This window comes from Oxalobacter formigenes, from assembly GCF_002127965.1.
Classification (GTDB): domain Bacteria; phylum Pseudomonadota; class Gammaproteobacteria; order Burkholderiales; family Burkholderiaceae_D; genus Oxalobacter; species Oxalobacter formigenes.
In genome coordinates this window covers 2,285,026-2,309,241 of record NZ_CP018787.1, presented here as the reverse complement: position 1 = coordinate 2,309,241, position 24,216 = coordinate 2,285,026, and the positions used below count along the sequence as shown (strand labels likewise).

16 protein-coding genes are annotated in these 24,216 nt (G+C 49.2%); 3 read left to right on the top strand and 13 right to left on the bottom strand.

Translation table 11 applies throughout. From position 1 onward, the window contains the following. Window positions 1–58 precede the first annotated feature (58 nt). The 5 genes from rho to BRW83_RS10880 form a co-directional block, all read right to left on the bottom strand. Window positions 59–1,321, bottom strand: coding sequence for a transcription termination factor Rho (gene rho, locus BRW83_RS10900; protein ID WP_005879398.1), 1,263 nt, complete (start codon window positions 1,319–1,321; stop codon window positions 59–61). A gap of 110 nt (window positions 1,322–1,431) precedes the next feature. Next, on the bottom strand, window positions 1,432–1,758 hold the full coding sequence (gene trxA / locus BRW83_RS10895; RefSeq protein ID WP_005879400.1) for a thioredoxin TrxA: 327 nt from the start codon (window positions 1,756–1,758) through the stop codon (window positions 1,432–1,434). 359 nt (window positions 1,759–2,117) lie between these two features. Further along, entirely contained in the window at window positions 2,118–3,569 is a 1,452-nt protein-coding gene (locus BRW83_RS10890) for an efflux transporter outer membrane subunit (RefSeq protein WP_005879402.1), read from the bottom strand. Then, the gene (locus tag BRW83_RS10885; protein ID WP_005879404.1) at window positions 3,562–6,801 is read right to left on the bottom strand and encodes an efflux RND transporter permease subunit; all 3,240 of its coding nucleotides are present in this window, start codon (window positions 6,799–6,801) and stop codon (window positions 3,562–3,564) included. The genes BRW83_RS10890 and BRW83_RS10885 overlap by 8 nt, the downstream gene beginning before the upstream one ends. A gap of 20 nt (window positions 6,802–6,821) precedes the next feature. Then, window positions 6,822–8,087, bottom strand: coding sequence for an efflux RND transporter periplasmic adaptor subunit (locus BRW83_RS10880; RefSeq protein WP_005879406.1), 1,266 nt, complete (start codon window positions 8,085–8,087; stop codon window positions 6,822–6,824). A 213-nt stretch (window positions 8,088–8,300) separates the two neighbouring features. Here BRW83_RS10880 and BRW83_RS10875 point away from each other — a divergent pair, with 213 nt between their 5' ends. Further along, the gene (locus tag BRW83_RS10875) at window positions 8,301–8,933 is read left to right on the top strand and encodes a TetR family transcriptional regulator (protein WP_005879408.1); all 633 of its coding nucleotides are present in this window, start codon (window positions 8,301–8,303) and stop codon (window positions 8,931–8,933) included. Window positions 8,934–8,938: 5 nt separating this feature from the next. Here BRW83_RS10875 and BRW83_RS10870 read toward each other — a convergent pair whose 3' ends face one another. Together BRW83_RS10870 and tal are read right to left on the bottom strand one after the other, a co-directional pair. Beyond that, entirely contained in the window at window positions 8,939–11,518 is a 2,580-nt protein-coding gene (locus tag BRW83_RS10870; RefSeq protein ID WP_005879410.1) for a cation-translocating P-type ATPase, read from the bottom strand. Between the two features lie 143 nt (window positions 11,519–11,661). Then, on the bottom strand, window positions 11,662–12,597 hold the full coding sequence (gene tal, locus BRW83_RS10865) for a transaldolase (RefSeq protein ID WP_005879412.1): 936 nt from the start codon (window positions 12,595–12,597) through the stop codon (window positions 11,662–11,664). Window positions 12,598–12,986: 389 nt separating this feature from the next. On the opposite strand from tal, the gene BRW83_RS10860 reads away from it, so the two are divergent. Further along, window positions 12,987–14,486, top strand: a complete 1,500-nt coding sequence (locus BRW83_RS10860) for a DUF1254 domain-containing protein (protein WP_186447493.1) — start codon at window positions 12,987–12,989, stop codon at window positions 14,484–14,486. Window positions 14,487–14,544: 58 nt separating this feature from the next. Here the strand turns inward: BRW83_RS10860 and pgi are convergent, their stop codons facing one another. Further along, window positions 14,545–16,191 carry a glucose-6-phosphate isomerase gene (gene pgi, locus BRW83_RS10855; protein ID WP_005879416.1) on the bottom strand — a complete coding sequence of 549 codons (1,647 nt, stop codon included), beginning with the start codon at window positions 16,189–16,191 and terminating at the stop codon, window positions 14,545–14,547. Window positions 16,192–16,526: 335 nt separating this feature from the next. Between pgi and BRW83_RS10850 the strand changes: the two genes are divergently transcribed. Next, the gene (locus BRW83_RS10850; protein ID WP_036603421.1) at window positions 16,527–17,192 is read left to right on the top strand and encodes a response regulator transcription factor; all 666 of its coding nucleotides are present in this window, start codon (window positions 16,527–16,529) and stop codon (window positions 17,190–17,192) included. Window positions 17,193–17,266: 74 nt separating this feature from the next. On the opposite strand, the gene BRW83_RS10845 is transcribed toward BRW83_RS10850, so the two are convergent. The 5 genes from BRW83_RS10845 to BRW83_RS10825 all read right to left on the bottom strand — a co-directional run bounded on the left by BRW83_RS10845 (window position 17,267) and on the right by BRW83_RS10825 (window position 24,031). Then, entirely contained in the window at window positions 17,267–18,448 is a 1,182-nt protein-coding gene (locus tag BRW83_RS10845; protein ID WP_005879419.1) for an HlyD family type I secretion periplasmic adaptor subunit, read from the bottom strand. After that, the gene (locus tag BRW83_RS10840) at window positions 18,432–20,597 is read right to left on the bottom strand and encodes a type I secretion system permease/ATPase (RefSeq protein WP_005879420.1); all 2,166 of its coding nucleotides are present in this window, start codon (window positions 20,595–20,597) and stop codon (window positions 18,432–18,434) included. The genes BRW83_RS10845 and BRW83_RS10840 overlap by 17 nt, the downstream gene beginning before the upstream one ends. 44 nt (window positions 20,598–20,641) lie before the next feature. Next, the gene (locus BRW83_RS10835) at window positions 20,642–20,989 is read right to left on the bottom strand and encodes a hypothetical protein (protein ID WP_005879421.1); all 348 of its coding nucleotides are present in this window, start codon (window positions 20,987–20,989) and stop codon (window positions 20,642–20,644) included. A 365-nt stretch (window positions 20,990–21,354) separates the two neighbouring features. After that, window positions 21,355–23,340: a bifunctional diguanylate cyclase/phosphodiesterase gene (locus BRW83_RS10830; RefSeq protein ID WP_005879422.1), complete on the bottom strand. Its 1,986-nt coding sequence runs from the start codon at window positions 23,338–23,340 to the stop codon at window positions 21,355–21,357. 118 nt (window positions 23,341–23,458) lie between these two features. Beyond that, a complete protein-coding gene (locus BRW83_RS10825; protein ID WP_232451489.1) occupies window positions 23,459–24,031 on the bottom strand; it encodes a transglutaminase-like cysteine peptidase in 573 nt (190 codons plus the stop codon). Window positions 24,032–24,216: the final 185 nt, after the last annotated feature.

Below are 24,216 nucleotides of genomic sequence, written 5' to 3'. Positions count from 1 at the left end.
ACCCGAAAAAAACGGTTACGAATCGACGTAACCGTTTTTTTATAAAGGCTTTTTGAAACTAGCCACCCCGACGCATCAGGTCGAAGAAGTCGGCATTGTTTTTGGTTGCCTTCATCTTGTCGAGAATGAATTCCATCGCCTCGATTTCATCCATACCGTAAAGCAGTTTGCGAAGAATCCAGATTTTCTGCAACTGATCCGGTTTGATCAGCAGTTCTTCGCGACGGGTGCCGGACTTGTTCAGGTTGATCGATGGATAAACCCGTTTTTCAGCCAGACGGCGTTCCAGGTGGACTTCCATATTGCCGGTACCCTTGAATTCTTCGTAAATCACGTCATCCATACGGCTGCCCGTTTCGACAAGTGCCGTAGCGATGATGGTCAGGGAACCGCCTTCTTCCACGTTACGTGCAGCGCCGAAAAAACGTTTTGGACGCTGGAGGGCGTTGGCATCGACACCACCGGTCAAAACCTTGCCGGAAGCCGGAATGACGGTATTGTATGCACGTGCCAGACGGGTGATGGAATCAAGAAGAATGACGACGTCCTTTTTCATTTCAACCAGACGTTTTGCCTTTTCAAGAACCATTTCCGCAACCTGAACGTGGCGTGTCGCCGGTTCGTCGAACGTGGAAGCGATGACTTCACCACGGACGGAACGCTGCATTTCAGTCACTTCTTCAGGACGTTCGTCGATCAGGAGAACAAACAGGGTAACGTCAGGATGATTGGTCGTAATGGCATGAGCCATATGTTGCAACATGACGGTTTTACCGGATTTCGGAGAGGCGACGAGCAAGCCGCGCTGGCCTTTGCCGATAGGGGCGATCATATCGATGATCCGGCCGGTGATGTTTTCCTGTGAACTGATTTCCCGTTCGAGTTTCAACGGTTCATCAGGGTGCAACGGAGTAAGGTTTTCAAACAGCAAACGATGTTTCGACTGTTCCGGAGGAGCGCCGTTGACCTTGTCGACTTTCACCAGCGCGAAATAACGTTCGCCATCTTTCGGGGTTCTGACTTCGCCTTCAATGGAATCCCCTGTGTGGAGATTGAAGCGTCTGATTTGTGATGGGGAAATGTAGATATCGTCGGTGGATGCCATGTAGCTGGCATCAGGGGAGCGGAGAAAGCCGAAGCCGTCAGGAAGAATTTCCAGCGCGCCGTCACCGTAAACCTGCTCGCCTGCCTTGGCACGTTTTTTCAGAATGGCAAACATGAGTTCCTGTTTGCGCATACGGGCAGCGTTGTCGATTTCGAGGCCAAGCGCCATTTCCAGCAGTGCTGAGACATGCAGAGACTTTAATTCAGATAAATGCATAATGTTAAAACTTAAGGTTTACAACGAGAGAGAGTCAAGAAGGGATTTATCGTTGGAGACTGATGATGAAGGTTGAAAATGGCGGCGGGGCCGCCATTGACGTGATGATATCAGATATTGCTATCAATAAAAGCCGTTAACTGGCTTTTACTCAAGGCTCCTACTTTTTGCGAAACAATAGCGCCATTTTTAAACAAAATCAATGTCGGAATGCCACGAATGCCAAATTTTGCAGGCGTTGCCGGGTTGGAGTCGACATCCATCTTTGTAAAATTGACTTTGCCGGCATATTCGGAGGCGACTTCATCGACGATAGGAGCAATCATTTTGCATGGACCGCACCATTCCGCCCAGAAATCGACCAGTACAGGTTTGTCGGATTTCAATACATCTGCTTCAAAGGAAGCATCGCTGATAGTTTTGATATTGTTAGCCATGATGTCCTCGAAAAAAGAGGTGAGTATCAGTTAAAAAAATACCCGAAAATGTTTATTGGAGATATTTGGATATCCGTGGATTCATGAATATATATGAATGGCAAACATATTACATGAAAGACGCTGATATTGCAGAACACTGATCAATAAAACCGGTCCGGCATTTAATGACAGATTTTAACGTAAACCTGTTCCGGAAAATAATGCCATAATCAATAAAATCAAAATTGATTATAGCCAAAAAATGCAGGCATTTTGAAACAACAGCTATCCGGATTTAAAAACGTTGTTGCCCGTGCAACAGAATTGAATATTTCTTTCAATAAATATTGCACAGGCAGACATTATCCGTTTTTTTATCAGCCTTCAGTATTTTGCGCTACCGGTTCAGCAGTTGTTTTGGCTGTTTTCGGCGCATTGGCATCGACGATGCCGCCACCCAGTGAACGATACAGTTCCACTGTATTGATCAGGCGTAACAGACGTGCGTCAACCAGCGACTGCTGTGCCGCAAATTGCTGGCGTTGTGAATCGAATACTTCCAGCGAACTGGCAATACCGTTGTTGTACCGCGCTTCGGACAGTTTCAGGCGTTCCGTCTCTGATTTCAGAACAGCAGCCTGAGCCTTGACCTGTTCATTCAACCAGTCGCGTGCCATCAGGGCGTCAGCGACTTCACGGAAAGCGACCTGAACGGTTTTTTCATATTGGGCCACCGCGATATTCTTGCGAGCCTCTGCCAGATCCAGATTGCTGATATTGCGGCCTGCATCGAAAATCGGCAGTGTCAGTTGCGGCATAAATGTCCATGCACCGGACCCGGCATCGAAAAGGCCGGATAAAGTCGGGCTTGCTGTTCCGGCAAAACCTGTCAGGGTAATACGCGGGAAAAAGGCTGCTCTGGCTGCGCCGATATTGGCGTTCGCTGACTTGAGCAATTGTTCATACTGGCGAATGTCCGGCCGGTTGTTGATCAGATCGGACGGCAATCCGGCGGGAATGTCCTGCATGATGTCGTCTTCCGACAAGTCGTGCGCCGCAGGAAGATCCTTGATCTGCTTTCCACCAATCAGTACGACAAGTGCGTTTTCTGTCTGGGCGCGTTGTCTTTGCAGGGTGGAGAGCGAAACCAGTGCCGATTGCATCAGCGTTTCATACTGACGCAATTCCAGTGCGGAAGATGCACCGACTTCATAACGCTTTTGCATCAGCTCATAGCTGCGTTTGTAAGACTCGTAGGATTCTTTTGCCAACTCAATCTGTCGCGCTTGTGCACGTTCGGTCAGATAGGTTTTGGCCACTTCCGAAACAAGGCTGATATAGGCGGCACGTTGGGCTTCTTCCGTGGCCAGATATTCTGCCAGTGCAGCGTCCGACAGGCTTTTCACCCTTCCGAAGAAGTCCAGCTCGAAGGCAGCCAGACCCAGGCCAACAGTGTAATTGCCCTGTGTTACCATGCCGCCGGTTGTGCCGACCGTTCTTTGACGGGTTCCGGCTCCCTGAGCTTCGAAATTCGGGAGACGGTCAGCCCACTGGATGCCATACAGGGCACGCGCTTCCTCAATTCGCAAGGCTGCTACTCTCAAATCACGATTGTTTTCAATTGCGGCAGCGATCAGCGCTTTCAATCGCGGTTCATGGAAAAATTCATTCCATCCGATTTGCGTCACGGGCGTTTTTGCAGAAGCGTCATCCGCGTTGCCCGGGAACTGGCTTTCAATCGGGGCATCCGGTCGCACGTAATTGGGCGCCATACTGCAACTGCTCAAGACACCGGCAGCCAGTAAAACGAGGGTTAATTTCTTAATCATCTTCTTTGTCCTTCTGACTTTCATTGTCTTGCTGACTTTCCTTGTCTTTCCTGCTTCCGCGATTTAAGAAGTCCCAGCTGATTTTCCAGGGTTTCTTTCTGTCCTGTGTATTGTTTCGTGCGTACATCGACTGTTGGCGTGCACTGCCCGAGAACAGGGAACGGACGACAATAAAGAAGATCGGCACCAGATAAACGGCCAGAACCGTTGCTGCAATCATACCGAACAGAACACCGGTACCGATAGCCTGCTGTGCGGCAGAACCCGCGCCGGATGCGATCGCCAGAGGGACGACACCCAGAATAAAGGCCAGCGACGTCATGATGATCGGACGGAAACGCAACCTGACCGCTTCAAGGGTGGAACGGATGAGCCCTTTGCCTTGCGCCTGCAGATCCTTGGCGAATTCAACGATCAGAATCGCATTTTTCGCGGCAAGACCGATGGTTGCAATCAACCCGACCTTGAAGTAAACGTCATTCGGCATGCCTCTCAAGAACACACCGATCAGGGCACCGAACACACCGAGTGGAACCACCAGAAGGACGGCGACCGGAATCGACGTACTTTCATACAGTGCGGCAAGACAGAGGAAAACGGCGAGAAGCGACAGGGCGAACAGCATAGGCGCCTGCGAACCCGAGGTTTTTTCTTCCAGTGACTGACCGGTCCATTCATAACCGAAACCTTCCGGCAATTGCTGCGTGAGCGCTACCATTTCATCCATCGCCGCACCGGTACTGTATCCTTCGGCAGGGCTACCGGTAATACGCATGGCCGGATACCCGTTGTAACGGATCAGCTGGACAGGGCCATTGGACCATTCCGATGAGGAGAAAGCCGAGAACGGAACCATCGTGCCTTTCGAATTCCGGACGTACAGATTCTTGATGTCGTCCGGCGTCATGCGTTCAGACGCGTCCAGTTGAACGACTACACGCTGCTGGCGTCCCTTGCTGTCGAAGTCGTTCACATAATTAGAACCGAAAGCAGTAGCCAGTGTTGAATTGATATCGTCAAACGACACGCCAAGTGCATTCGCTTTTTCACGGTCGATTTTCAACTCGAGCTGGGCGGCGTTTTCCATACCGTCGAAGCGGACGTTCTTGAATACCTTGCTTTGTCGTGCGAGTTGCAATAACTGGTTTTTTGCTGCGACCAGAGCTTCATTGCCTTTACTTGCACGATCCTGCAGACGGAAGACAAATCCGGATTCCGTACCGAGTTCACGAATCGGAGGAGGACTCATCGGGAAAATAATCGCATCGCGGACTTGCGAAAAGCGTCCGAAAGCCCGTTTGACGATGGCGTCGGCCGAGTCGTCGGAACCGCGTTCATCCCAGTCCTTCAACGTAACGAAAGCCAGGCCGCCGTTTTGACCGTTACCCGAAAAACTGTGGCCGACAACGGTCACGATGTGATCGACGCCAGGCTCTTTCATGAACTGGTCTTCAACGACTTTCAAGGCATCAAGCGTTCTGGCCTGTGTCGCGCCGGAAGGTAGCTGCACGTTGGTATAAACGTAACCCTGATCCTCATTCGGAAGGAAGGATGTCGGCAATTTCCAGAACATGAACGCTGTACAGACGACGATCGCACCGTAGATGAGCATGTAACGCATGGTTCTGCCAAGTGTTTTGGATACTTGACGCTCGTACGTCATCGTCATGCTGTGGAACTTGCGGTTGAACCAGCCGAAGAAGCCTTTTTTCTCCTCATGAGCGTTGGGATCGATCGGTTTCAGAATCGTTGCACAGAGCGCCGGCGTCAGGGACAGTGCCAGAAATGCCGAGAATGCCATCGATGCGACCATCGCAATCGAGAACTGTCGATAAATGGCGCCAACCGAACCACCGAAGAATGCCATCGGGATGAAAACGGCTGTCAGGACAAGGGAAATACCGACAATAGCCCCTGTGATCTGGCCCATCGCCTTGTAAGTCGCATCACGGGGCGACAGGCCTTCCGTCGCCATGATACGTTCCACGTTTTCAACCACCACAATGGCATCGTCAATCAGAATGCCAATGGAGAGCACCATACCGAACATGGAGAGCATGTTGATGGAAAAGCCCAACGCATTCATCACGGCGAAGGTTCCCATCAACGCAATCGGAACAACGATGGTCGGAATGATCGTGTACCTGAAATTCTGAAGGAACAGATACATGATGACGAAAACCAGGAAAATACCTTCAAACAGGGTTTTCACCACTTCATGAATGGAAACCTTGACGAATTTGGATGTATCGTTCTGGATACTGTAAGTTACGCCTTTCGGAAAATATTGTGACAGCTCTTCCATCTTGTCCCGGATGGATTGCATCATCGCCATCGTGTTGGCGGTCGGTGTCGGAAGGACACCGAAGCCGGCGATCGGATGGCCGTCCAGACGGGCATATGTTTCATACGATTGCCCGCCCAGTTCCACACGGGCGACATCTTTCAGACGTACAAGAGAACCATCCGTATTGGCTCTTAAAACGATATTTCCGAACTCCTCAGCGGTTTTCAATTGCCCGCGTACATTCACGTTGGCAGTGAATGTTTCCGTGCCGACATTTGGCGTTCCGGCGATGGCACCGGAAGTGACCACCGCATTCTGACCCCTGATCGCGTTGGCGACGTCATTTGGCGTCAGTTTGAGTCCTGTCAGTTTGATCGGGTCAATCCAGATACGCATCGCGTTTTCCGTCCCGAAAATCGTTGCGTCCCCCACGCCCGGCAAACGTTTGATATCGTTGATCACGTTACGCGACAGGTAGTCACCCAGCTGGATAGGCGACATACTACCGTCGGAAGAAATAAGTGTGATAATGGCAACATAGTTACTGCGAGCCTTGTTGATCTGCACACCCTGTTGGCTTACAGCCGAAGGCAAACGGGATTCGATACGCTTGATGCGGTTCTGTACGTCGACGGCAGCCAGTTCGACGTCCGTTTCAGGTGTGAACGTCAGGGTAATTTTACCGGAGCCGTTACTCTGGCTTTCGGATTCCATATATTGAAGACCGGTAGCACCGTTCATTTCCTGTTCGATAATGGAAATAACGCTGTCTTCAACCGTTTTTGCCGTTGCGCCCGGATAGGTCGCCGACACAGTGACCTGAGGTGGCGCAATATTCGGGTATTGCGACACCGGTAACTGGGTGATGGAAATGATCCCCGCCAGTGTAATGAAGATTGCGATGACCCACGCAAAAACAGGGCGGTCAATAAAAAACCTTGCCATAAAATGTTCCTTATTTTTGCTTATTTAGCCTGAGTGGTTTGTGCCTGTCCTTCAGCGGCGCCAGCGGCAGCCCCGCCGTCAGCCGCTTTGGAACCGGCTTCAGTAGCCGGCGCAGCGGCGGCAGGGGTTTCGGCTGGAGCCTTGGCAGGAGCCATCGGATCGACCCATTCAACTGGATTGACTGGTGAACCTGGTCTGACTTTCTGCAATCCTTCGACAATCACGCGGTCTCCGGGTTGCAGCCCTTCGGTCACGAGCCAGCGGTTACCGATAGCGCTGGTCGTCTTGACCTGACGGATCTCAGCCTTGTTTTCCTGATTGATGACGATGACCTGCGAGCCGTCATTGGTATGCTGGACAGCCTGTTGGGGAACAGTAATGGCATTTTCGTTGACAGCCTGTTCGAGGCGGGCACGGACGAACATGCCCGGCAACAGCATATTATCCGGATTGGGGAAAAGGGCCCTCAAGGCCAGTTCACCTGTAGTCGGATCAACAGAAATATCAGAAAAGAGCAATTTACCGGTGTGTGGGTAAATCGAACCGTCTTCCATGACCATGGTAACTTTCAGGCCGGATTTTTCCGCATCTTTCAAGGCCCCGCTTTGCATCATCTGGCGCAGTTTCAGCAATTCGGCGCTCGACTGGGTCAGGTTCAGGTAAATCGGGTTGATCTGCTGGATAGTGGCCAGAAGAGTCGCTTCGTTTTGTCCGACCAGTGCGCCTTCAGTCACCATTGCACGGCCGATCCGTCCGGAAATCGGAGCGGTAACGGTCGCATATTCCAGATTCAACTTGTTGTTGACCAGAGTGGCCTTGGCGGCTTCAACATCGGCGCTTGCCTGTTTTGCAGCGGCAATCGCATCATCATATTCCTGTTTGCTGATGGCGTTGATTTCGACCAGAGGTTTGTACCGTTTCAGTTTCAGGTCGGCCTGCACCTTGTTGGCTTCTGCACGTGAAAGCGCTGCTTTGGCGTTTTGCACCGAAGCCTGATAGCTTCGGGGATCGATCTTGAAGAGAACCTGTCCCTGCTTGACAAATGCGCCTTCTTCAAAGGTCCGCTTCAAAACAATACCGGGAACACGGGCACGCACTTCTGCTGTCCGGTACGATTCCAGACGGCCTGGCAATTCGTTTTCAACCGCTCTTTTTTCAGGGGCGATCGTCACATATGCCGCCTCTGGCAACTGGGCCGGTGGTGCGGCTTTGTCGCCGCAGGCGGAAAGGAGAGAAACGGCTATGAGGGCAGCGCCTACGCTTTTTAAACAGGAAATGGATCTCATGGATTTTTTTTGTGTAATGGATCGGTTTTCAATTGGTCAGGAAACAGGAAAACCAATTTATATAAAAATAAAGGCCATATTGTAGATGACTGGGAAGGTAATCTAACATACAATCATGAATGTATGTAATCTATTTCTCCTGATTATCGTTCAGACGATATTTTTGCGCAACAACACTAATAAATTGTTACAACTTGTTAAAAGGAAGTGCTAATGGAAGGCGCCGTACGAAAAAAACCTCTTGAAACTCGTGAACGAATTCTCGATGCAGCCGAGGATGTTTTTAATGCAAGAGGGGTTTCACGGACGACCTTGAACGAAATTGCGGAAGCAGCGGGCGTGACCCGTGGCGCCATATATTGGCATTTCAAAAACAAGGTGGAATTGTTTGAAGCCATGTGCGACAGAGTCCGTGGTCCGATGAAAGCACTTGTTGAAAAAACAGCTGACAAGGATACAGAAGATCCGCTTGAACAATTGAGTGCCGGGCATGAAAATCTTATGCAGGGCATCATCGATAACCCGCATTACCGGAAGGTTTTGAATATCCTTTTTCATAAATGCGAATACACGGATGAATCCGATGCCATTGTCATCCAGCAAAAAGAATGGCAAACCTATTGCAATAGCATGATACAAAATACTCTCAGCAATGCACAATTGAGAAAGCAATTGCCTGAAGATCTCGATATCGGACTGGCTTCCCGTCTGATGGGATTCACTTTCTCCGGGCTATTGCGCAGCTGGTTGTTTATGCCTGACAGCTTCGATTTGATCGAAGATACCAAACGGGTGAATAACGCGCTTTTCGCTATGCTTCGACACAATCCACATCTGAAAAAGTGACCCTTTCATTTTTGCCTTCTGAAAAACGGAATCAGTGAAATCAGTCCTGTAAACACGGCTGTTGCTACAATCGATATGACGATGTATCCCCACTGAACGGCGCCAAAATGGAACAGGGTTCGTACTGCCGGTACGAAGATTCCGACTACCAGCACGGCTATCGTCGCAGCGAGAACTGACCACAAAATCCTGTTCGGTTGCACAAGTGATTTGAAAAAAGACCGGCTCCAGGAACGGTTGATCAGGATCAGCCAGATATCACCCATAATCATTGCCGTAAAGGTCAGCGTTCTGGCCTGTTCGGAATCGAAACCGTTTTTCTGCGCAAACCAGTAAACGAAGACGACCCATGCGAGAAGGGCCAGTCCCTGTTTGACGCCCAGCAGCAGTATGGATTTGTCGAAAATCCTGGCATTAGTGGGACGGGGAGGCCGTGTCATGACATCGGTTTCTTCCGGTTCATTTTCAAAAGCCACCGAACAGATCGGATCGACCATCAATTCGAAAAACACGATATGGATCGGCAACAGCATCAAAGGCCATCCCAGCATGACAGGAATGAGCGACAATCCGGCAATAGGGATGTGAGCTGCAACGATGAAGACGACCGCCTTGCGGATATTGTCGAAAATACGCCTGCCCAGTCTGACGGCACAGACGATGGATGAAAAATCGTCATTCAACAAAACGAGCGAAGCCGATTCACGGGCGACATCGGTACCCCTTTCACCCATCGCAATACCGATATGGGCCGATTTCAAAGCCGGGGCATCGTTGACGCCGTCGCCTGTCATCGCCACGATCTCGCCATTTTCTTTCAGCATGTTGACGAGCTGGAGTTTCTGTTCCGGTGTTGCCCTGCAAAAAACATTCCCTTTCCGGATGCGTTCTTTCAGTTCTTCGGGGCTTAAAAACTCCATTTCCTGTCCCGTCAGAACCACACCGCTGGCGTCCAGACCCGCTTCTTCGGCAATCTTTTTTGCCGTGGCCGGATAATCGCCGGTGATCATGATGACCCGGATACCGGCGGTCAGGCATTCTTTCACAGCCGTTCTCACAGTCGGCCGTAATGGATCGGCCAGACCGATAATTCCCAAAAATTCGAAATCGAAATCATGCTGCTGGGAAGGAAGTTCTTTATGGCTGAAAGACGCTTTGGCGACAGCCAGAACGCGCAAACCCTGTTCGGCAAGGGAATTGACCTGTTCAGAAATAGTCGCCATCGTTTTTTCATCCAGATGGCAAAGATCCATAATCGCTTCAGGTGCACCCTTGGCGGCAATGACATATTGGGTCAGATCGGGAGAACGCCAGACACGGGAGATTGCCAGCAATTCGCGTGAAAGAGGGTATTCCTCAACCAGCGACCAGCTGTCATGAATATGTTCGGTTCCTGCCAATACCTGCCGCCCGGCTTGCTGGATGGCCCGTTCCATCGGATCGAAAGGATCCCGCTGGCTGGAGAGCATGGCGAATTCCAGTGTTTCATGGAATTTTTCCGGAAAGTTATCGTGTTTTAATGACGCTTCTCCATCAAAAGTGTAGAGATCGCCATGAGTCATGATTTTCGATAAAACCATACGGTTTTGTGTCAGCGTCCCGGTTTTGTCAACGCATAAAACCGTGGCCGCTCCCAGCATTTCGATAGCAGGTATCCGGCGTGTCAGGACATGTTTTTGTGCCATGCGCCATGCACCGAGGCCGAGGAAAATCGCCAGAACCAAAGGGAATTCAGCAGGCATGATACTCATCGCCAGCGTCAAACCGGCCAGAATGCCATTCAACCAGTCATGACGGGTTATGCCGTACCAGATAACCAGAAGACCGACGAGTGCGGCGCTGGTGGTGGCCACGACCTTGACGGCATGGCTCGTTTCCGCCTGAACCCGGCTGGTTTCAGTCTCCTGCGAAGAAAGTGCCTTGCCGATTTTTCCCAGTTCGGTTCTTTCACCGATCGCCGTCACGCGGGCGATGCCTTTTCCCTGTACGACGAGTGAACCGGAAAACAGGAAAGGCAAATCGTCGCCACCGGGCTTGCTTTCGGAAGAGATATCACCCGTGTCGGAAGCCTGTTTGCGTACGGGGACTGATTCACCTGTTAAAAGCGACTCGTCGACAGTCATGTTTTGCGCTTCCAGCAAATAGGCGTCTGCCGGGACGCGATCACCTTCGGAGAGGAAAATGATATCTTCACGAACGACGTCTTTGCCGGAAATCCGGATTTGTTCATCATCCCGCAAGACGAGTGCGCGCGGACTCGTCAAATCGCGCAATGCTTCAAGTGTCCTTTCGCTTTTCTTTTCCTGAAAAAAACTCATGGTCACGATAATCGCGACGGAACCCAGCAAAATCAGGGCATCCTCCAGATTACCGATCAACAGATAGATGATGCCGCAGGAAAGCAGTAACAGGAACATGGGTTCCGATACAACGCCCCATGCAATCGCAAGAATCGATTGGGGTTTGGCGGATGACAGTTCATTCAACCCTTCCGCTTGCAGTCTTTCTTCGGCCTCCTTCGATGTCAGGCCATGAATTTTCTTTTTCTGGATGACTTCGCCGATAGTGGGTTGATTTGTCGTCATGATAAAAGGGTTGAATCAATAATAAAAACCGTAAATGAGAACGAGTATTAATCAAAAAACCGTTCCCCAAAACCACGAATGGTGCTTTCTTCGTCAGAAGAAAGCACCATTCAGAAATGAAACAAATGAATTTTTTGAACCGATCAGCGCAGGGCGTCGATCATTTTTTCCAATTTTACCGTATCTGCGCAAAACAGGCGGATTCCTTCGGAAAGTTTTTCAGTCGCCATCGCTTCGTCGTTCAAGGCAAGCCTGAATGATTTTTCGTCGTAACTGACTCTTTCGATCGGATCGGCTTTGGCAAGTTCCGGGCTGAGTTTGCGGGTAACCGGCGCATCGGATTCGGACAGTTTTTGCAACAGTTCCGGACTGATCGTCAAAAGATCGCAACCGGCCAGTTCGATGATCTGGGACGTGTTTCGGAAACTGGCTCCCATCACTTCGGTTGGATATCCGAACTTGCGGTAATAATCGTAAATGCGTTTGACGGACTGGACCCCGGGATCGTCTGCTCCAGCGTAATCGGTTCCAGTCTGTTTTTTGTACCAGTCGTAAATGCGGCCGACGAATGGGGAAATGAGCTGGACTTTTGCCTCGGCACAGGCAACGGCCTGCGGCAGGGAAAACATCAGCGTCATATTGCAGCGGATGCCTTCTTTCTGGAGAACTTCTGCCGCACGGATACCTTCCCAGGTGGAAGCGATTTTGATCAGGACACGATCAGGGGAAATGCCATTTGCCTTGTAAAGCGCAATCAGTTCACGACCCTTTTTGATGCTGCCTTCGGTATCGAACGACAGGCGTGCATCCGTTTCGGTTGAAACGCGGCCCGGGACGATTTTCAGAATTTCCACCCCGAAAGCGACCAGCAGGCGGTCCATGATTTCTTCCGTTGTTTTGCCTTTATTGTCACGAACGGTTTTTTCCAGAAGCGACTCATAGGTATCTTTCTGAACGGCTTTCAGAATCAGCGAGGGATTGGTCGTGGAATCTTCAGGAGAATAACGCTGGATAGACTGGAAATCACCTGTGTCTGCTACAACGGTCGTATAGTGTTTCAATTGTTCCAGTTGGTTCATATATTTACTTTCACAAAAGGTTGAGGCAGCTTGGACATGGAATCACTGTTTTAAATTAACACATAATGGCGGCTCTGTTACCTCTGTACGGGAATAATCAATATGAAAAACGGATTAAAGCGTGAAGATATCAGCCGACAGGGGAATGAATTGTCATTTCTCTGCAATTCCGTGAAGTATTGTTCCGCCTGAATATGTTTCTGGTACCAGTATAAGCGAACGACAAAAAATATTTTATTGATATATCCAATCTTTCGTGGAAATTTGGCATGGGCTGAAGTACGATTCACTTCACTTGAACGGTGTTTTATTAAGTTTTTATGACAAAATTGTTTCGCTGACCATAATCGACTGATTTTATGAAATTCACCCATATTTTGATTGGTTTAATGACGGTTTTTTTGCTGGCGTCCTGTCATCAGAAAAAACGTCTCAATGAAACGGAAATCACCCAGATTGCCAAAGAGGCTTATATCTATGGATATCCGATCGTTGAAAATTATCGGAATATGAGCATTTCTGCCATCGATACGCAAAATCCGAATTTCGTGAAACCTTTCAATGAACTGGCTGTTTTGCCTGTGCAGTTGACTGCCGAAGTGGAAGTCACCGAAACGGAAGAAGCGACGGAAAACGGCAATGAGGAAAAAATACAGGCCCAGACCGAAATCAGTGTGAAACCGGGTAAAACGGATATGGCCTACGGGAGTGCCTGGCTGGATTTACGTCGTGAACCTGCTGTCGTTACGATTTCACAAGTAGAGAGCAAACGTTATTTTTCCGTTCAGTTCGTCGATCTGTTCGGAAACGATTTCGATTATTTCAGCAGCCTGAAAGATGGAAGCAGGGGAGGACGCCTGTTGATTGTCGCTCCTGGATGGAAAGGGGACAAACCGGAAGGTATTTCACGAGTGGTCGAATCGCCCTCTGCATTCGTATTTGTCATGTTCCGGCTTCAGACCGGGGATATGACCGGCGCTGAAAAAAATACGAAAATAATGAATCAATATAAAATCGAACCCTTAAGCCAGTATGCTCATACAACTCCGCCACCATCTCCGCAGCCATTGAATTTTCCGGTTTATAACTCGGCAAAGGCCAAAACGCCGGAATTTTTCACTTATCTCAATTTCATGCTGCAGTTTTGCACGATTCCAAAAGAAGAAAACGGCATGATGAAACGCTTTGCCGAAATCGGAATCGTACCGGGCAAGGCCTTCGATTATTCCACCATGTCGGATTCAGAGAAAAAAGCCTTGATAGATGGAATGGCTGCCGGGCAGGCAGAACTGGATACGATGTCGAAGACGAACGTCAAGGCTCCTGTCCTGTTTGGCACCAGTTCCAATTTGCTGAAGGAAAATTATCCTTACCGGGCCTATATCGCTTCAAAAAATCTTTACGGAAATTCTTCAGAGGAAATCTGGGGCATCATCTATGAAGTCAGCGCAAGTAACAAGAAACTGAACGGCAAGAACCAGTATGAACTGAGATTCGAAAAGAATAATTTGCCCCCGGTCAGCGCTTTCTGGTCTCTGTCGGCTTATCCGGTATCGCAACAGTTTTCAGGATTCAATCCGTCCAGTTCCTTCACGATCAGTTCGACACGGCAATCATTCAAATTGAATGAGGATGGGACTTTAACACTGTATCTCCAACAGCAAAAACCGGGAGAGGAAAAACTGTCCAACTGGATGCCGGTTCCGGAGGGAAGGTTCTTCCTGCTGCTCCAACTGTACCAGCCAAAAGAAGAAGTATTGAAAGGTCAGTGGCCATCGCCGAAAATCATCAGAATGAATAACAGTTCGTCACAGGACAGTGCATCGGTTTCATTACCTGTTTATCCGAAATTGAAACAACCTGCTCTCATCAGGACGGCGTATCGATAAAGACCGGAAAGCAAAAAAAGCACAATCGTCGATTGTGCTTTTTTTATTGGGACACGATTTATTTTTTCAGGCTTGCTTTTGCCAGTGCAATCAAACCTGAAGTTGAACTGTCGTGATGGGCCAACTCGTCTCCTTCAAGTTCATTTTCAATGGTTTTTGCCAGAAGCTTGCCCAGTTCGACACCCCACTGGTCAAAGCTGTTGACGTTCCAGATAGCTCCCTGAACAAAAGTCTTGTGTTCATAGAGTGCCATTAACGCTCCAAGCGTTTCAGGGCGCAGCACATTCATCAGGATGGTGTTGCTCGGCCGGTTGCCGGGGAACATTCTCTGGGGTGTCTGTACTTCTATTTCGGCAGTAGACATACCGGCAGCCTCGAGATCGGCACGCACCTTTTCGGCAGATTTGCCGACCATTAACGCTTCCGACTGGGCGAAACAATTGGCCAATAATGCCGCATGATGTTTTGGCAAAGTGTGATGGGGCTGGAGTGCCGTGATGAAATCGACCGGAATTATTTCTGTGCCCTGATGCAAGAGCTGGAAATAGGCGTGCTGACCGTTCGTCCCGACATTTCCCCAGATGACGGGACAGGTCCTGTATTCAACGGCTTCACCGTTTTTCCGAACCTGTTTCCCATTGCTTTCCATTTCAAGTTGCTGGAGATAATTCGAAAAACTGATCAGATCCTGAAGATAAGGCGCGATGGAAACGGATGAATATCCAAGAAAGTTGCGGTTCCAGATGCCGACGAGTCCCAGAATGACCGGCATGTTGGACGCCAGAGGTGCGTTTTTGAAATGCACGTCCATGGCATATGCACCTGCCAGAAATTCTGTAAAGTGGTTATATCCGATTGCCAGAACAAGGGGCAGCCCGATGGCCGACCAGACCGAATAACGTCCCCCTACCCAATCCCAGAAAGGAAACATATTGTCTTCGGGAATGCCGAATTTTCGAACGGCAGCGGCATTCGTTGAAATGGCGACGAAATGTCGGGACAGGTCCCGGATCGTGCCCGAGTTAAGAAACCAGCTGCGTGCCGACTGGGCATTGAGCATGGTTTCAAGCGTTGTGAACGTTTTGGAAGCGACGATAAACAGCGTGGTTTCCGGATCGGCTTTATCAAGAACGGCTTCCAGATCGTGCCCGTCGACGTTGGCGACGAAATGAACGGTAAGACCTTTTATGTGAAAATGACGTAATGCCTGTGTCGCCATTCTTGGGCCAAGGTCCGATCCGCCAATGCCGATATTGACGACATCGGTGATCTTTTTGCCGGAAAACCCTTTCCATTCGCCGGAATGGATTTTTTCGGAGAATTCGCGCATGCGATCGAGAACGGCATGTATTTCAGGAATGATGTTTTTGCCGTCGACCAGTACTTTTTCATAACGGGGCGCACGGAGAGCCGTATGCAAAACAGCGCGGTGTTCCGTCGTGTTGATCTTGTCGCCACGAAACATGTCATCCCGCTTTTGTTCCAGCCGACATTCTTCTGCCAGTTCGACAAGCAGTTCCACTGTTTTACCGGAAAGACAGTTTTTTGAGTAATCAAGAAAGAGGCCGCCGGCCGTCAGGGTCATGGATGGAAAACGGCCCGGATCTTTTTCGAAAAGTTCGGAAAGCGACCATTTTTTCGCCTCCTGAAGATGATTTGTCAGTTTTTTAAAGACGGCTGCGTTAACGAGATTGGGAGAGTTCATGGCAAATGTTTGACAGGAAGTGCAATCAGTTGACGGCCTCAAAATAAAAGCTCTTTCAAGGTCCAAAGGCTACTCTATTAAAATATCACTATAAACGGGAATTTGCCAAGGGTGATTATGAATCCGCAACAGAAGATACAGGCAGGTAAGAAAAGCCATACCAACAGAAAGGAATTTTTGTGGTTTTTTTTATAACGAAAACGATTGGGTTGAACGATTACCGGGAGGAAATTTTAAATTTCTTGTAATATGGACAAACAGGTGCCGACACGACATCATCGCAAAAATTGCGGATTGTCCAGTCTGTTTCGGATAAATTTTTCAAGGTCACTTTCATGTTTGTCATCGCTACGTCCAATGAAAAGTTTGCTGCGCGCTGGATGAAAGTAAGCGGCAGCAAGGTGACTGTCAGAATGATAGGTTCCATTGCCGCATTGTTTGATTTTCTGTCGGCCAATTCTGCAAAACTGATCGTTCTGGACATGAATTTGCCGGGTGCGCGTAATTCGGAAGTATTGAAAAAGATCGCTTCCATGAAAGATCAGGCAAGGCTCATTTTCGGGGGAATTTCGTTTACACCTGCGGCCGAGCTGGCCAGCCTCGCCATTGGTGCAGTCGCCTGTTGTCCTCCGACTCTTGGGGAATCCGAATGCCGGAAAATTCTTTCGGTCGTATCCAAGAAAGGAGTCTGGCTGTCTTCTGCCGGTATTCCTGCATTGATGGCAAGGCTTCACGAGTCTGCCGTACATACCAATCCCGAGTCACAAAAAAACGAAGAAACAGACTCTTTTACTGCAGCCGAAACCAATCCCCTGAGTTGTTTGACACGGCGCGAACTGGAAATTGCCAGGCTGGTTAACAAAGGGTGCAGCAACAAGGCGGTTGCCAAAGAGCTTGATATCGCAGAGAGAACCGTCAAGGCACATTTGAGTTCCATATTCGAGAAACTGGATGTGAAAGACAGATTGCAGCTGGTCGTTTTTATGTCCGGACACGACTGACAGACGCAGGAGCAGAAATTTACGCTTGTTAATAAAAAGGCACCAATAATGGTGCCTTTTTATTGTACAAAAGCTTATCTTTCCGTTAGTGCATCTGATTTTGCCTTGAAAATCGGTTTCAACAGATACGTCATCAGGCTCTTGCTTCCGGTTTTGATGCTGGCTGATGCCATCATGCCGGGAATGATCGGAAGCGGTTTTTCCTCTGTGCCCAGATAGTTTTTCTTCGTTCTGACGCGAACCAGATAAAAACTTTCACCTTTTTCATTGGTGATGGAATCTGCCGTAATATTTTCCACTTCCGCTTCGAGACCGCCGTAAATGGAGAAATCATAGGCGGAAATCTTGACCATGGCAGGTTGTCCGACCTTCAGGAAACCGACGTCGCTTGGCCGTACACGTGCTTCCACCAGCAGCTTGTCTTCGACCGGAACGATTTCCATCACATTCATGCCAGGCTGGATAACACCCCCGACGGTATTGATATTGATTGTTTTGATGATACCGTCGACGGGAGAACGTACGGTCGTCCGATCCAGCCGATCCTTGGCGGCCAGACTCGAAGCAGACGCGCCTTCGAGTTTTGCCTTGGCTTCAGCGAGCTGCGATTCCAGACGGGGAATCGCCAGACGGTTTGCATCCATTTCACCCCGGAGGTCGGAGACCTGACGTTGCAGGCGCAGGATTTCAACTTCTGAAACGACACCTTGTGCCAATAACGGTTTGGACATCTGCAATTCTTTATTGATAAAGGCGTAGCTTTGTTGAAGTTGTGAAAGACGGGAACGTTTTTCGGCGATTTCCTGAGCACGCTGGTTGACCTGTTCTTTCAGGACGTCGATTCCCGCCTTGCTTTCTTCTGCTGAAGAAGCGAAGCGGGTCTCATCCAGTTTCATGACAATATCGTCTTTATGGACAACCTGACCGATCTTGACCGGAATATCGCTGACGATACCTCCTTCCAGATTCTGGATGACCTGAACGTTACTGGATGGAATGATCTTGCCTTCCGCACGGGTGATTTCATCGATAGGCGAGAAGCAGGCCCATATGATGGCGATCACGAACAGGATAAGGGTGTAGCGGATAATCAGGAAGCTGGCCTTGGGCGGGTTCAGGAAAAAAGCGCCCAGCCGGGTTGGCATGAACCGGATATCTTCGCGTACAGGGGCATTTGGATCATTGGGAGGAAGAATCCATTGTTTGAATCGTTCCAGCCGCCCTTTGCCAACTTCCATTTCAGCCTTTTGCGACATGCAATTTTCCTCCAGACAATGCCTGCATGACCTGTTCTTTCGGGCCATCGGCAATAATTTGACCGTTATCCATGACAATCAGACGATCGACGAGTGTCAAAAGCGATGCACGGTGTGTTACCAGCAATAATGTATGTTTGCCGAGGTGGGCGGCGAGACGTTTCTTGAAATTTTCTTCTGAACGATTGTCGAGCGAATTGCTTGGCTCGTCCATGATGAAGATCGGTGGGTCGAGCAACAGGGCGCGGGCATTCGCGACGGATTGTCTTTGTCCTCCAGACAGGCCTTCGCCACGTTCACCGATCTGCATGTCGAATCCCTGCGGATGACGATTGACGAATTCAGTCACGCCGGCAATTTCCGCTGCGCGAAGCATCATGGCGTCATCGACGTAAGGTGCGCCAAGGACAATATTGTCCTTGACCGATCCGAAGAAAAGCATCACGTCCTGAGGGATGTAACCGATGTTTCTGCGCAGGTCGGCCGGATCGATTTGCTGCAAATCGACGCCATCGACCCAGACGGAACCTTCATTCGGTTCGTAAATGCCCAGTATCAGTTTTTCAAGTGTCGATTTTCCGGAACCGATTCGTCCGATAATACCGACACGTTCACCCTGACTGATTTTGAATGAGACGTTTTTCAGGGCAGGAATACTCTGGTCCGGATAGGCAAATGTCACATTGCGGAATTCAATATCTCCCCGAATGACAGGACGGTGAATGTAATTCTTGCCGGGTGTTCTTTCCACCGGCAGTTTCATGATGTCATCAACGCCCTGAACCGCGGCACGTGCCTGATAGTAACGCGTAATCAGGCTGGCGACCTGAGCCAATGGAGCGGTGACGCGACCGGTCAGCATGGAACAGGCGATCAGACCGCCCATGGTCAACATGTTGTTGGTAATCAGGAAAACGCCGACGACTACGACGCCGACATAAGCCAGTTGCTGGAACAATCCGGATTGATTGACGATCGCTGTCGTCAATAATTTCGATTTGAGGCCAAGATCGCTTTGTTCGCCAATGATTCTTTCCCATTTTCTCTGGGCGATCCCTTCAGCGTCGACAGCTTTGATCGTGTCAAGGCCGGTGAGGGTTTCGATCAGTGTGGCGTGCTTCTGGGAACCCACACGGAAACTTTTCTGGATGACGCCTTGCAATGGGCGTTGCAGTGCCAGCGCAACCAGAATGATGATCGGAATGGCGGCAATAGGTACCAGAACAACCGGACCGCCGATCCAGAGAATGATCAGCAGGAAAAGAATGGTAAACGGCAAATCGATCAGGGTCGTGATTGTCGCGGAAGTGATGAAGTCCCGGAACATCTCGAATTCCTGCAGATTGTTGGCCAGGCTGCCCACCGAACGTGGCCGGACGGCGGCTTTCAGTCCCATGATCTTTTCGAATATCGTTGAAGACAGAATAATATCGACCCGTTTGCCGGCCACATCGAGGAAATAGGCCCGCAATGTTTTCATGATCAGATCGAAGATGTAAACGATCAGAATGCCGATACCCAGAACCCATAGCGTTTCATACGCCTGATTCGGGACAACACGATCGTAAACGTTCATCGTGAACAACGGGGTGACCAGTGCAAAAATATTGATCAGTAATGAAGCGATCAATACTTCTGAATACAGGGGCCATGACTGGCGGAAAACACTCCAGAACCAGTGCTCGCCTTTTGGCGTTTCGTGTTCGTGAGCGCGACTGTCGAAACGGAAAGAGGGGCGGCTGAATATGGCAAATCCTGAATAAAACCCGGCCAGTTCCTCGTTTGATATCTGCATTTCGCCGCCATCGGATTCGGTCTGGATAACCGTCCAGACATTGGCTTCGTTGCGGGCGGTAGCAACGCATGCGTTCCCGTTTTTGAGCAATAAAACGACGGGGAACGTCAAAGCCGAAATATCGAGCAATTCGCGCTTGGTCACACGTGATGTCAGACCTGCACGGTTAGCGGCGCGAATAAACAGTTCCGGATTGAGCTTGCCGTCTTCAAGCGGGAGCCCGGCAGTCAGGGTCTGGGCCGAATAAGGATGCTGATAGAGTCGGGTCAGGATGACCAGGCATCTCAAGAGCGGATCGTCCGACATTAAAGCGTCGACCGGAATTTTCCAGTTGGTGTCGTTTGTGTCTGCCATTGCAGTGTCGTCTCTGAAAATGAATTCGGGATAATAAAAATTGATTAAAGAAGAGGGGCTTCGTCACGCACGAGAATGTCACCGGCATGATCAAGACTTTCGCGAATGCTTTTCTTGTTAAGGATTTTTTGCTGCGCGGCTACCGGCAATTCTGAAAACATGATGATGCCTTTCGACGTCAGCAAGTCGATCAAATCTTCCAGAATACGAATCTGTTGAAGATCCTGGGCCAGCATTTCGAAATAGTGATCGCCTTTTGCAGGATTGTCGTTTCCTGCGAGAAATTGCAGGATTTCAGGGTTGTCCAGTCCGACCGGCTGGTCGTCTTGTCCAGTGGAATCCGCTGTCAGGGCGATGATTTCACCTTTTTCATTTCGCTGTATGTAGGGCATGGTCGTATCCCGTCAAGGTTAATCCGGGGTTGATTTTGTTGAACAAGAACACTGCCTGAGTAAGGCCGGGTCCTGCCTGTTTTTACCTATTAATCACAGCCTTGTGTTTCAGTGAGGAAATACCGGTTTTATTTTATGTCAAAAAAAGATATTTGTCCCAGAGCAATGTCGCTATTAGTAAATAGGCAACATGTTTATACGAAAAAACAGATTTATAAACATCCTGAAAAAGGGTAATGGAATGAAAATATTCGCATAAGCACCGGAAATATCAAAAGAAATTTCAGGAAATTGTATAGAGCCATAAACATCAGTTTTCGAAAAGATGTTTATGGATTGAAGACATCGGTGCCGTTTTTTCCGGTTTATTTCAATGACTCGGGAATATTGCTGATCCATACTTCAGGACGGTGCAGGGCATAGCCTTGTAACCCATCGACGCGGAGTTTTCGTACCATTTCCATTTCATTGTCATTTTCAATGGATTCGGCAATAACGAGAATGTCCTGGGCATGTGCCATGGTGACCAGCAGCTCGACAAATTGCTGGTTGTCCCGGTTGGTGTCGATATTCCGGATGAAACTGCCGTCGATTTTCAGATAGGCCGGTTTCAGGGCCCCCAGCGAACTCAGGGCCGTAATGTTTCTGCCGAAATGATCGATGCCGATTCCGGCACCTGTTGAAGCGATAGCCTGTTGCAGGTTCAAAGCGGCGTACAGGTTCTGGGAAATCCCGTAATCATCCAGTTCAAACAACAGGCGGTTTGCCAGTTTTGGCCGGGATAGAAGGGTCGATGAGAGCCAGGTCACGAATTCAGGGTCCTGTATGGATGCCGGCATCAGGTTGACGGAAACGTTTCCTGCCAGATTTTCCTGTTTTGCCAGCTGTTCAAGCACAGCGGTGACAATCATTTTATCGAGTGCCCTGGTCAGGCCGTGGTGATGAATCATCGGAATGAAAATACTGGCCGGGATCAGTTTGTTCTCATCATTGGCAATGCGCAACAGCACTTCCTGTTGCCTTATGACTGCCGGGTCTTCAGCCATCATGACGGATTGCAATAACAGGGTAAATCTTTTTTCGTCGATGACCTTGTTCAGCAGGGAAATCCATTGTGTTGCTGTCAGGCTGTCGAAATCACCTGCAATATTGTTGCGGTGATAATGGACGGCGTTAGGTCCCTTGATTTGCGCAGCACGCAAAGCCATGTCGGCTTCCGAGAGGAGTTCAGGCAAATTCTGGCTGGTGTGGAATGCCAGACCGATGTGGCCGACATCCGTAAATGGCGTCAACCCTTTTTCATGCAGCCCGGAGAGATCCGATGCCAGCGAGTTGGCGAATTCTTCCGCCTGTTTTTCCGGAATTCCGGAAATGGCGACGGCAAAAGTGGCGCCGGAAAGACGTGAGAGCAGGATTTCATTGGCAGGGAAAGTGCTGATCCGGTCCTTGATAAGCTGGCTGACTCCTTTCAAGAGGGTATCTCCTGCAAGATGTCCGGATTGTTTGTTCAATTCGATCAAATGGCTGATTTCAATGAACATCAGTACGCCATGTTCAAAATCCGTTCCGGATTCGATCATATGGCGCAATCTCATATTGAAATAAGTGCGATTGGCCAGACCAGTCGTCGAATCGGTGTAAGCGGCATTGCGGATGCGTTCAAGCGATGCTTCCTGCTCACTGAAGATATCCCTGATTTTTCCCGACATCATGTTCATGGCGGAAACGACGTCCCGAAGTTCCAGCGTCCATGGCATTTGTGTCTGGATAAGGTACTCTTTGTTCGATATGGCTTCCGCCTGTTTCTGGACAGCCTTCAGTGGACGAAGAATGTAGTGGAGGACGACAAGCACCAGCCCGAAAAGGATGGCAAAGCCGATCAGAAACAGATAAAACGACTGAACGCACGTTGACCAAAGGCGAATGTAAGCGAATTCCGGATGCGCACTGACGCGAACGGCACCGGCCTGGTTCCAGCCACTCATGATCAGGCTTTCGCCCTGAGGTGTATCCAGCGGAAACATCCTGACGAACCATGCAGGCACTTTTTCGACTGGACGTGTACTGATACGTTCAATCAAAGGTTTGCCGTCGATGTCGGTAATGACGATTTCCCGATAGTAGCCGCTGTCATACAGGGCATTGACGTGGCTTTCAACGACAACCATATCGTCGTCAGCCATGTAAGGTGAGAGGGTCAGACCCAGTGAGGTTGCCATGTCCTGCGAGATGCTATTGAGCTGGTCGTTCAGATAGGCGCGCGTATTGTGGACATTGATAGAAAATGTCCCGATAAAGAGCAACACGAAAAGCGTTGCAATGATAAGAGTTAATTGTCGCCGTAATGTCATAACGGTCGTCTCCAGTTTAATAACATTTTAGCAATAAAAAACAATTAATTGATAAATAACTTGCTTCGGATGACTGTTTTTCATTGATTTCATTTGTCTTTTCAGTGTCGAATATGTACTAGAATTCTTTTCCCATCCTGCTTTTCATTTCGTTCCAGAAACGGATTTTTCCCGATCCGCCTACCCTGTTTTCAGTACGCGACTTTACAATCCACAGACCGTCACCATTGAATGCATAAACCGGAGTCAGGTCAGGACGCTGCGTGGCAGGACGGATCTGTTTGTTCAGACTGTCCAGAACCAGTGGGACGGCGTTCGGCTGTGTGTAATATGTCAGAACCATATGCGCAATCATTTTGTTATTGACTCGAGCCTTCACGTAAGTGATCTTGAGCTTGTTGGGATCGACATGCATTGCCACAAGCGTGAAATATTTTGCAATCGCATAGTCTTCACAATCGCCTCCGTTTGAAGCCAGTAATTCTGCTGGCGTGGCCCAGAAATCTTCGACGCCCCAATGTTCGAGGTCGGAAACATATCGAATCCGGTTGAAAAAGTCGTTTACCAGACGAAGTTTTTCCGGCTCGGATTTACTCTGGTTTTGTTTGATGAGTTTGTCCCATTCCTGAAGTCGCCTTTTTGCACTGATGCCATATTTGGTGGCGGCACTGTTAATGTAGGCGTCGGTCAAGGGGGGGAGTACGTCCGCTGCATGAGGCAGCAACGGCAATATTATTGTTAATAAGATAACAAATAATAAGCGTCCGAAAAATTGGGATGTCTGCTTGTATTTTGATGGCGAAAAAAGCATATGACAATTTCGGATAAGGATTACCGGATTATTGCATAAATCTCTTTTTCAAACATAAATATACC

Coding starts and splice junctions, on each gene's coding strand:
- rho (WP_005879398.1), bottom strand. CDS start 1,321: ATGCATTTATCTGAATTAAAGTCTCTGCATGTCTCAGCACTGCTGGAA.
- trxA (WP_005879400.1), bottom strand. CDS start 1,758: ATGGCTAACAATATCAAAACTATCAGCGATGCTTCCTTTGAAGCAGAT.
- BRW83_RS10890 (WP_005879402.1), bottom strand. CDS start 3,569: ATGATTAAGAAATTAACCCTCGTTTTACTGGCTGCCGGTGTCTTGAGC.
- BRW83_RS10885 (WP_005879404.1), bottom strand. CDS start 6,801: ATGGCAAGGTTTTTTATTGACCGCCCTGTTTTTGCGTGGGTCATCGCA.
- BRW83_RS10880 (WP_005879406.1), bottom strand. CDS start 8,087: ATGAGATCCATTTCCTGTTTAAAAAGCGTAGGCGCTGCCCTCATAGCC.
- BRW83_RS10875 (WP_005879408.1), top strand. CDS start 8,301: ATGGAAGGCGCCGTACGAAAAAAACCTCTTGAAACTCGTGAACGAATT.
- BRW83_RS10870 (WP_005879410.1), bottom strand. CDS start 11,518: ATGACGACAAATCAACCCACTATCGGCGAAGTCATCCAGAAAAAGAAA.
- tal (WP_005879412.1), bottom strand. CDS start 12,597: ATGAACCAACTGGAACAATTGAAACACTATACGACCGTTGTAGCAGAC.
- BRW83_RS10860 (WP_186447493.1), top strand. CDS start 12,987: ATGACGGTTTTTTTGCTGGCGTCCTGTCATCAGAAAAAACGTCTCAAT.
- pgi (WP_005879416.1), bottom strand. CDS start 16,191: ATGAACTCTCCCAATCTCGTTAACGCAGCCGTCTTTAAAAAACTGACA.
- BRW83_RS10850 (WP_036603421.1), top strand. CDS start 16,527: ATGTTTGTCATCGCTACGTCCAATGAAAAGTTTGCTGCGCGCTGGATG.
- BRW83_RS10845 (WP_005879419.1), bottom strand. CDS start 18,448: ATGTCGCAAAAGGCTGAAATGGAAGTTGGCAAAGGGCGGCTGGAACGA.
- BRW83_RS10840 (WP_005879420.1), bottom strand. CDS start 20,597: ATGGCAGACACAAACGACACCAACTGGAAAATTCCGGTCGACGCTTTA.
- BRW83_RS10835 (WP_005879421.1), bottom strand. CDS start 20,989: ATGCCCTACATACAGCGAAATGAAAAAGGTGAAATCATCGCCCTGACA.
- BRW83_RS10830 (WP_005879422.1), bottom strand. CDS start 23,340: ATGACATTACGGCGACAATTAACTCTTATCATTGCAACGCTTTTCGTG.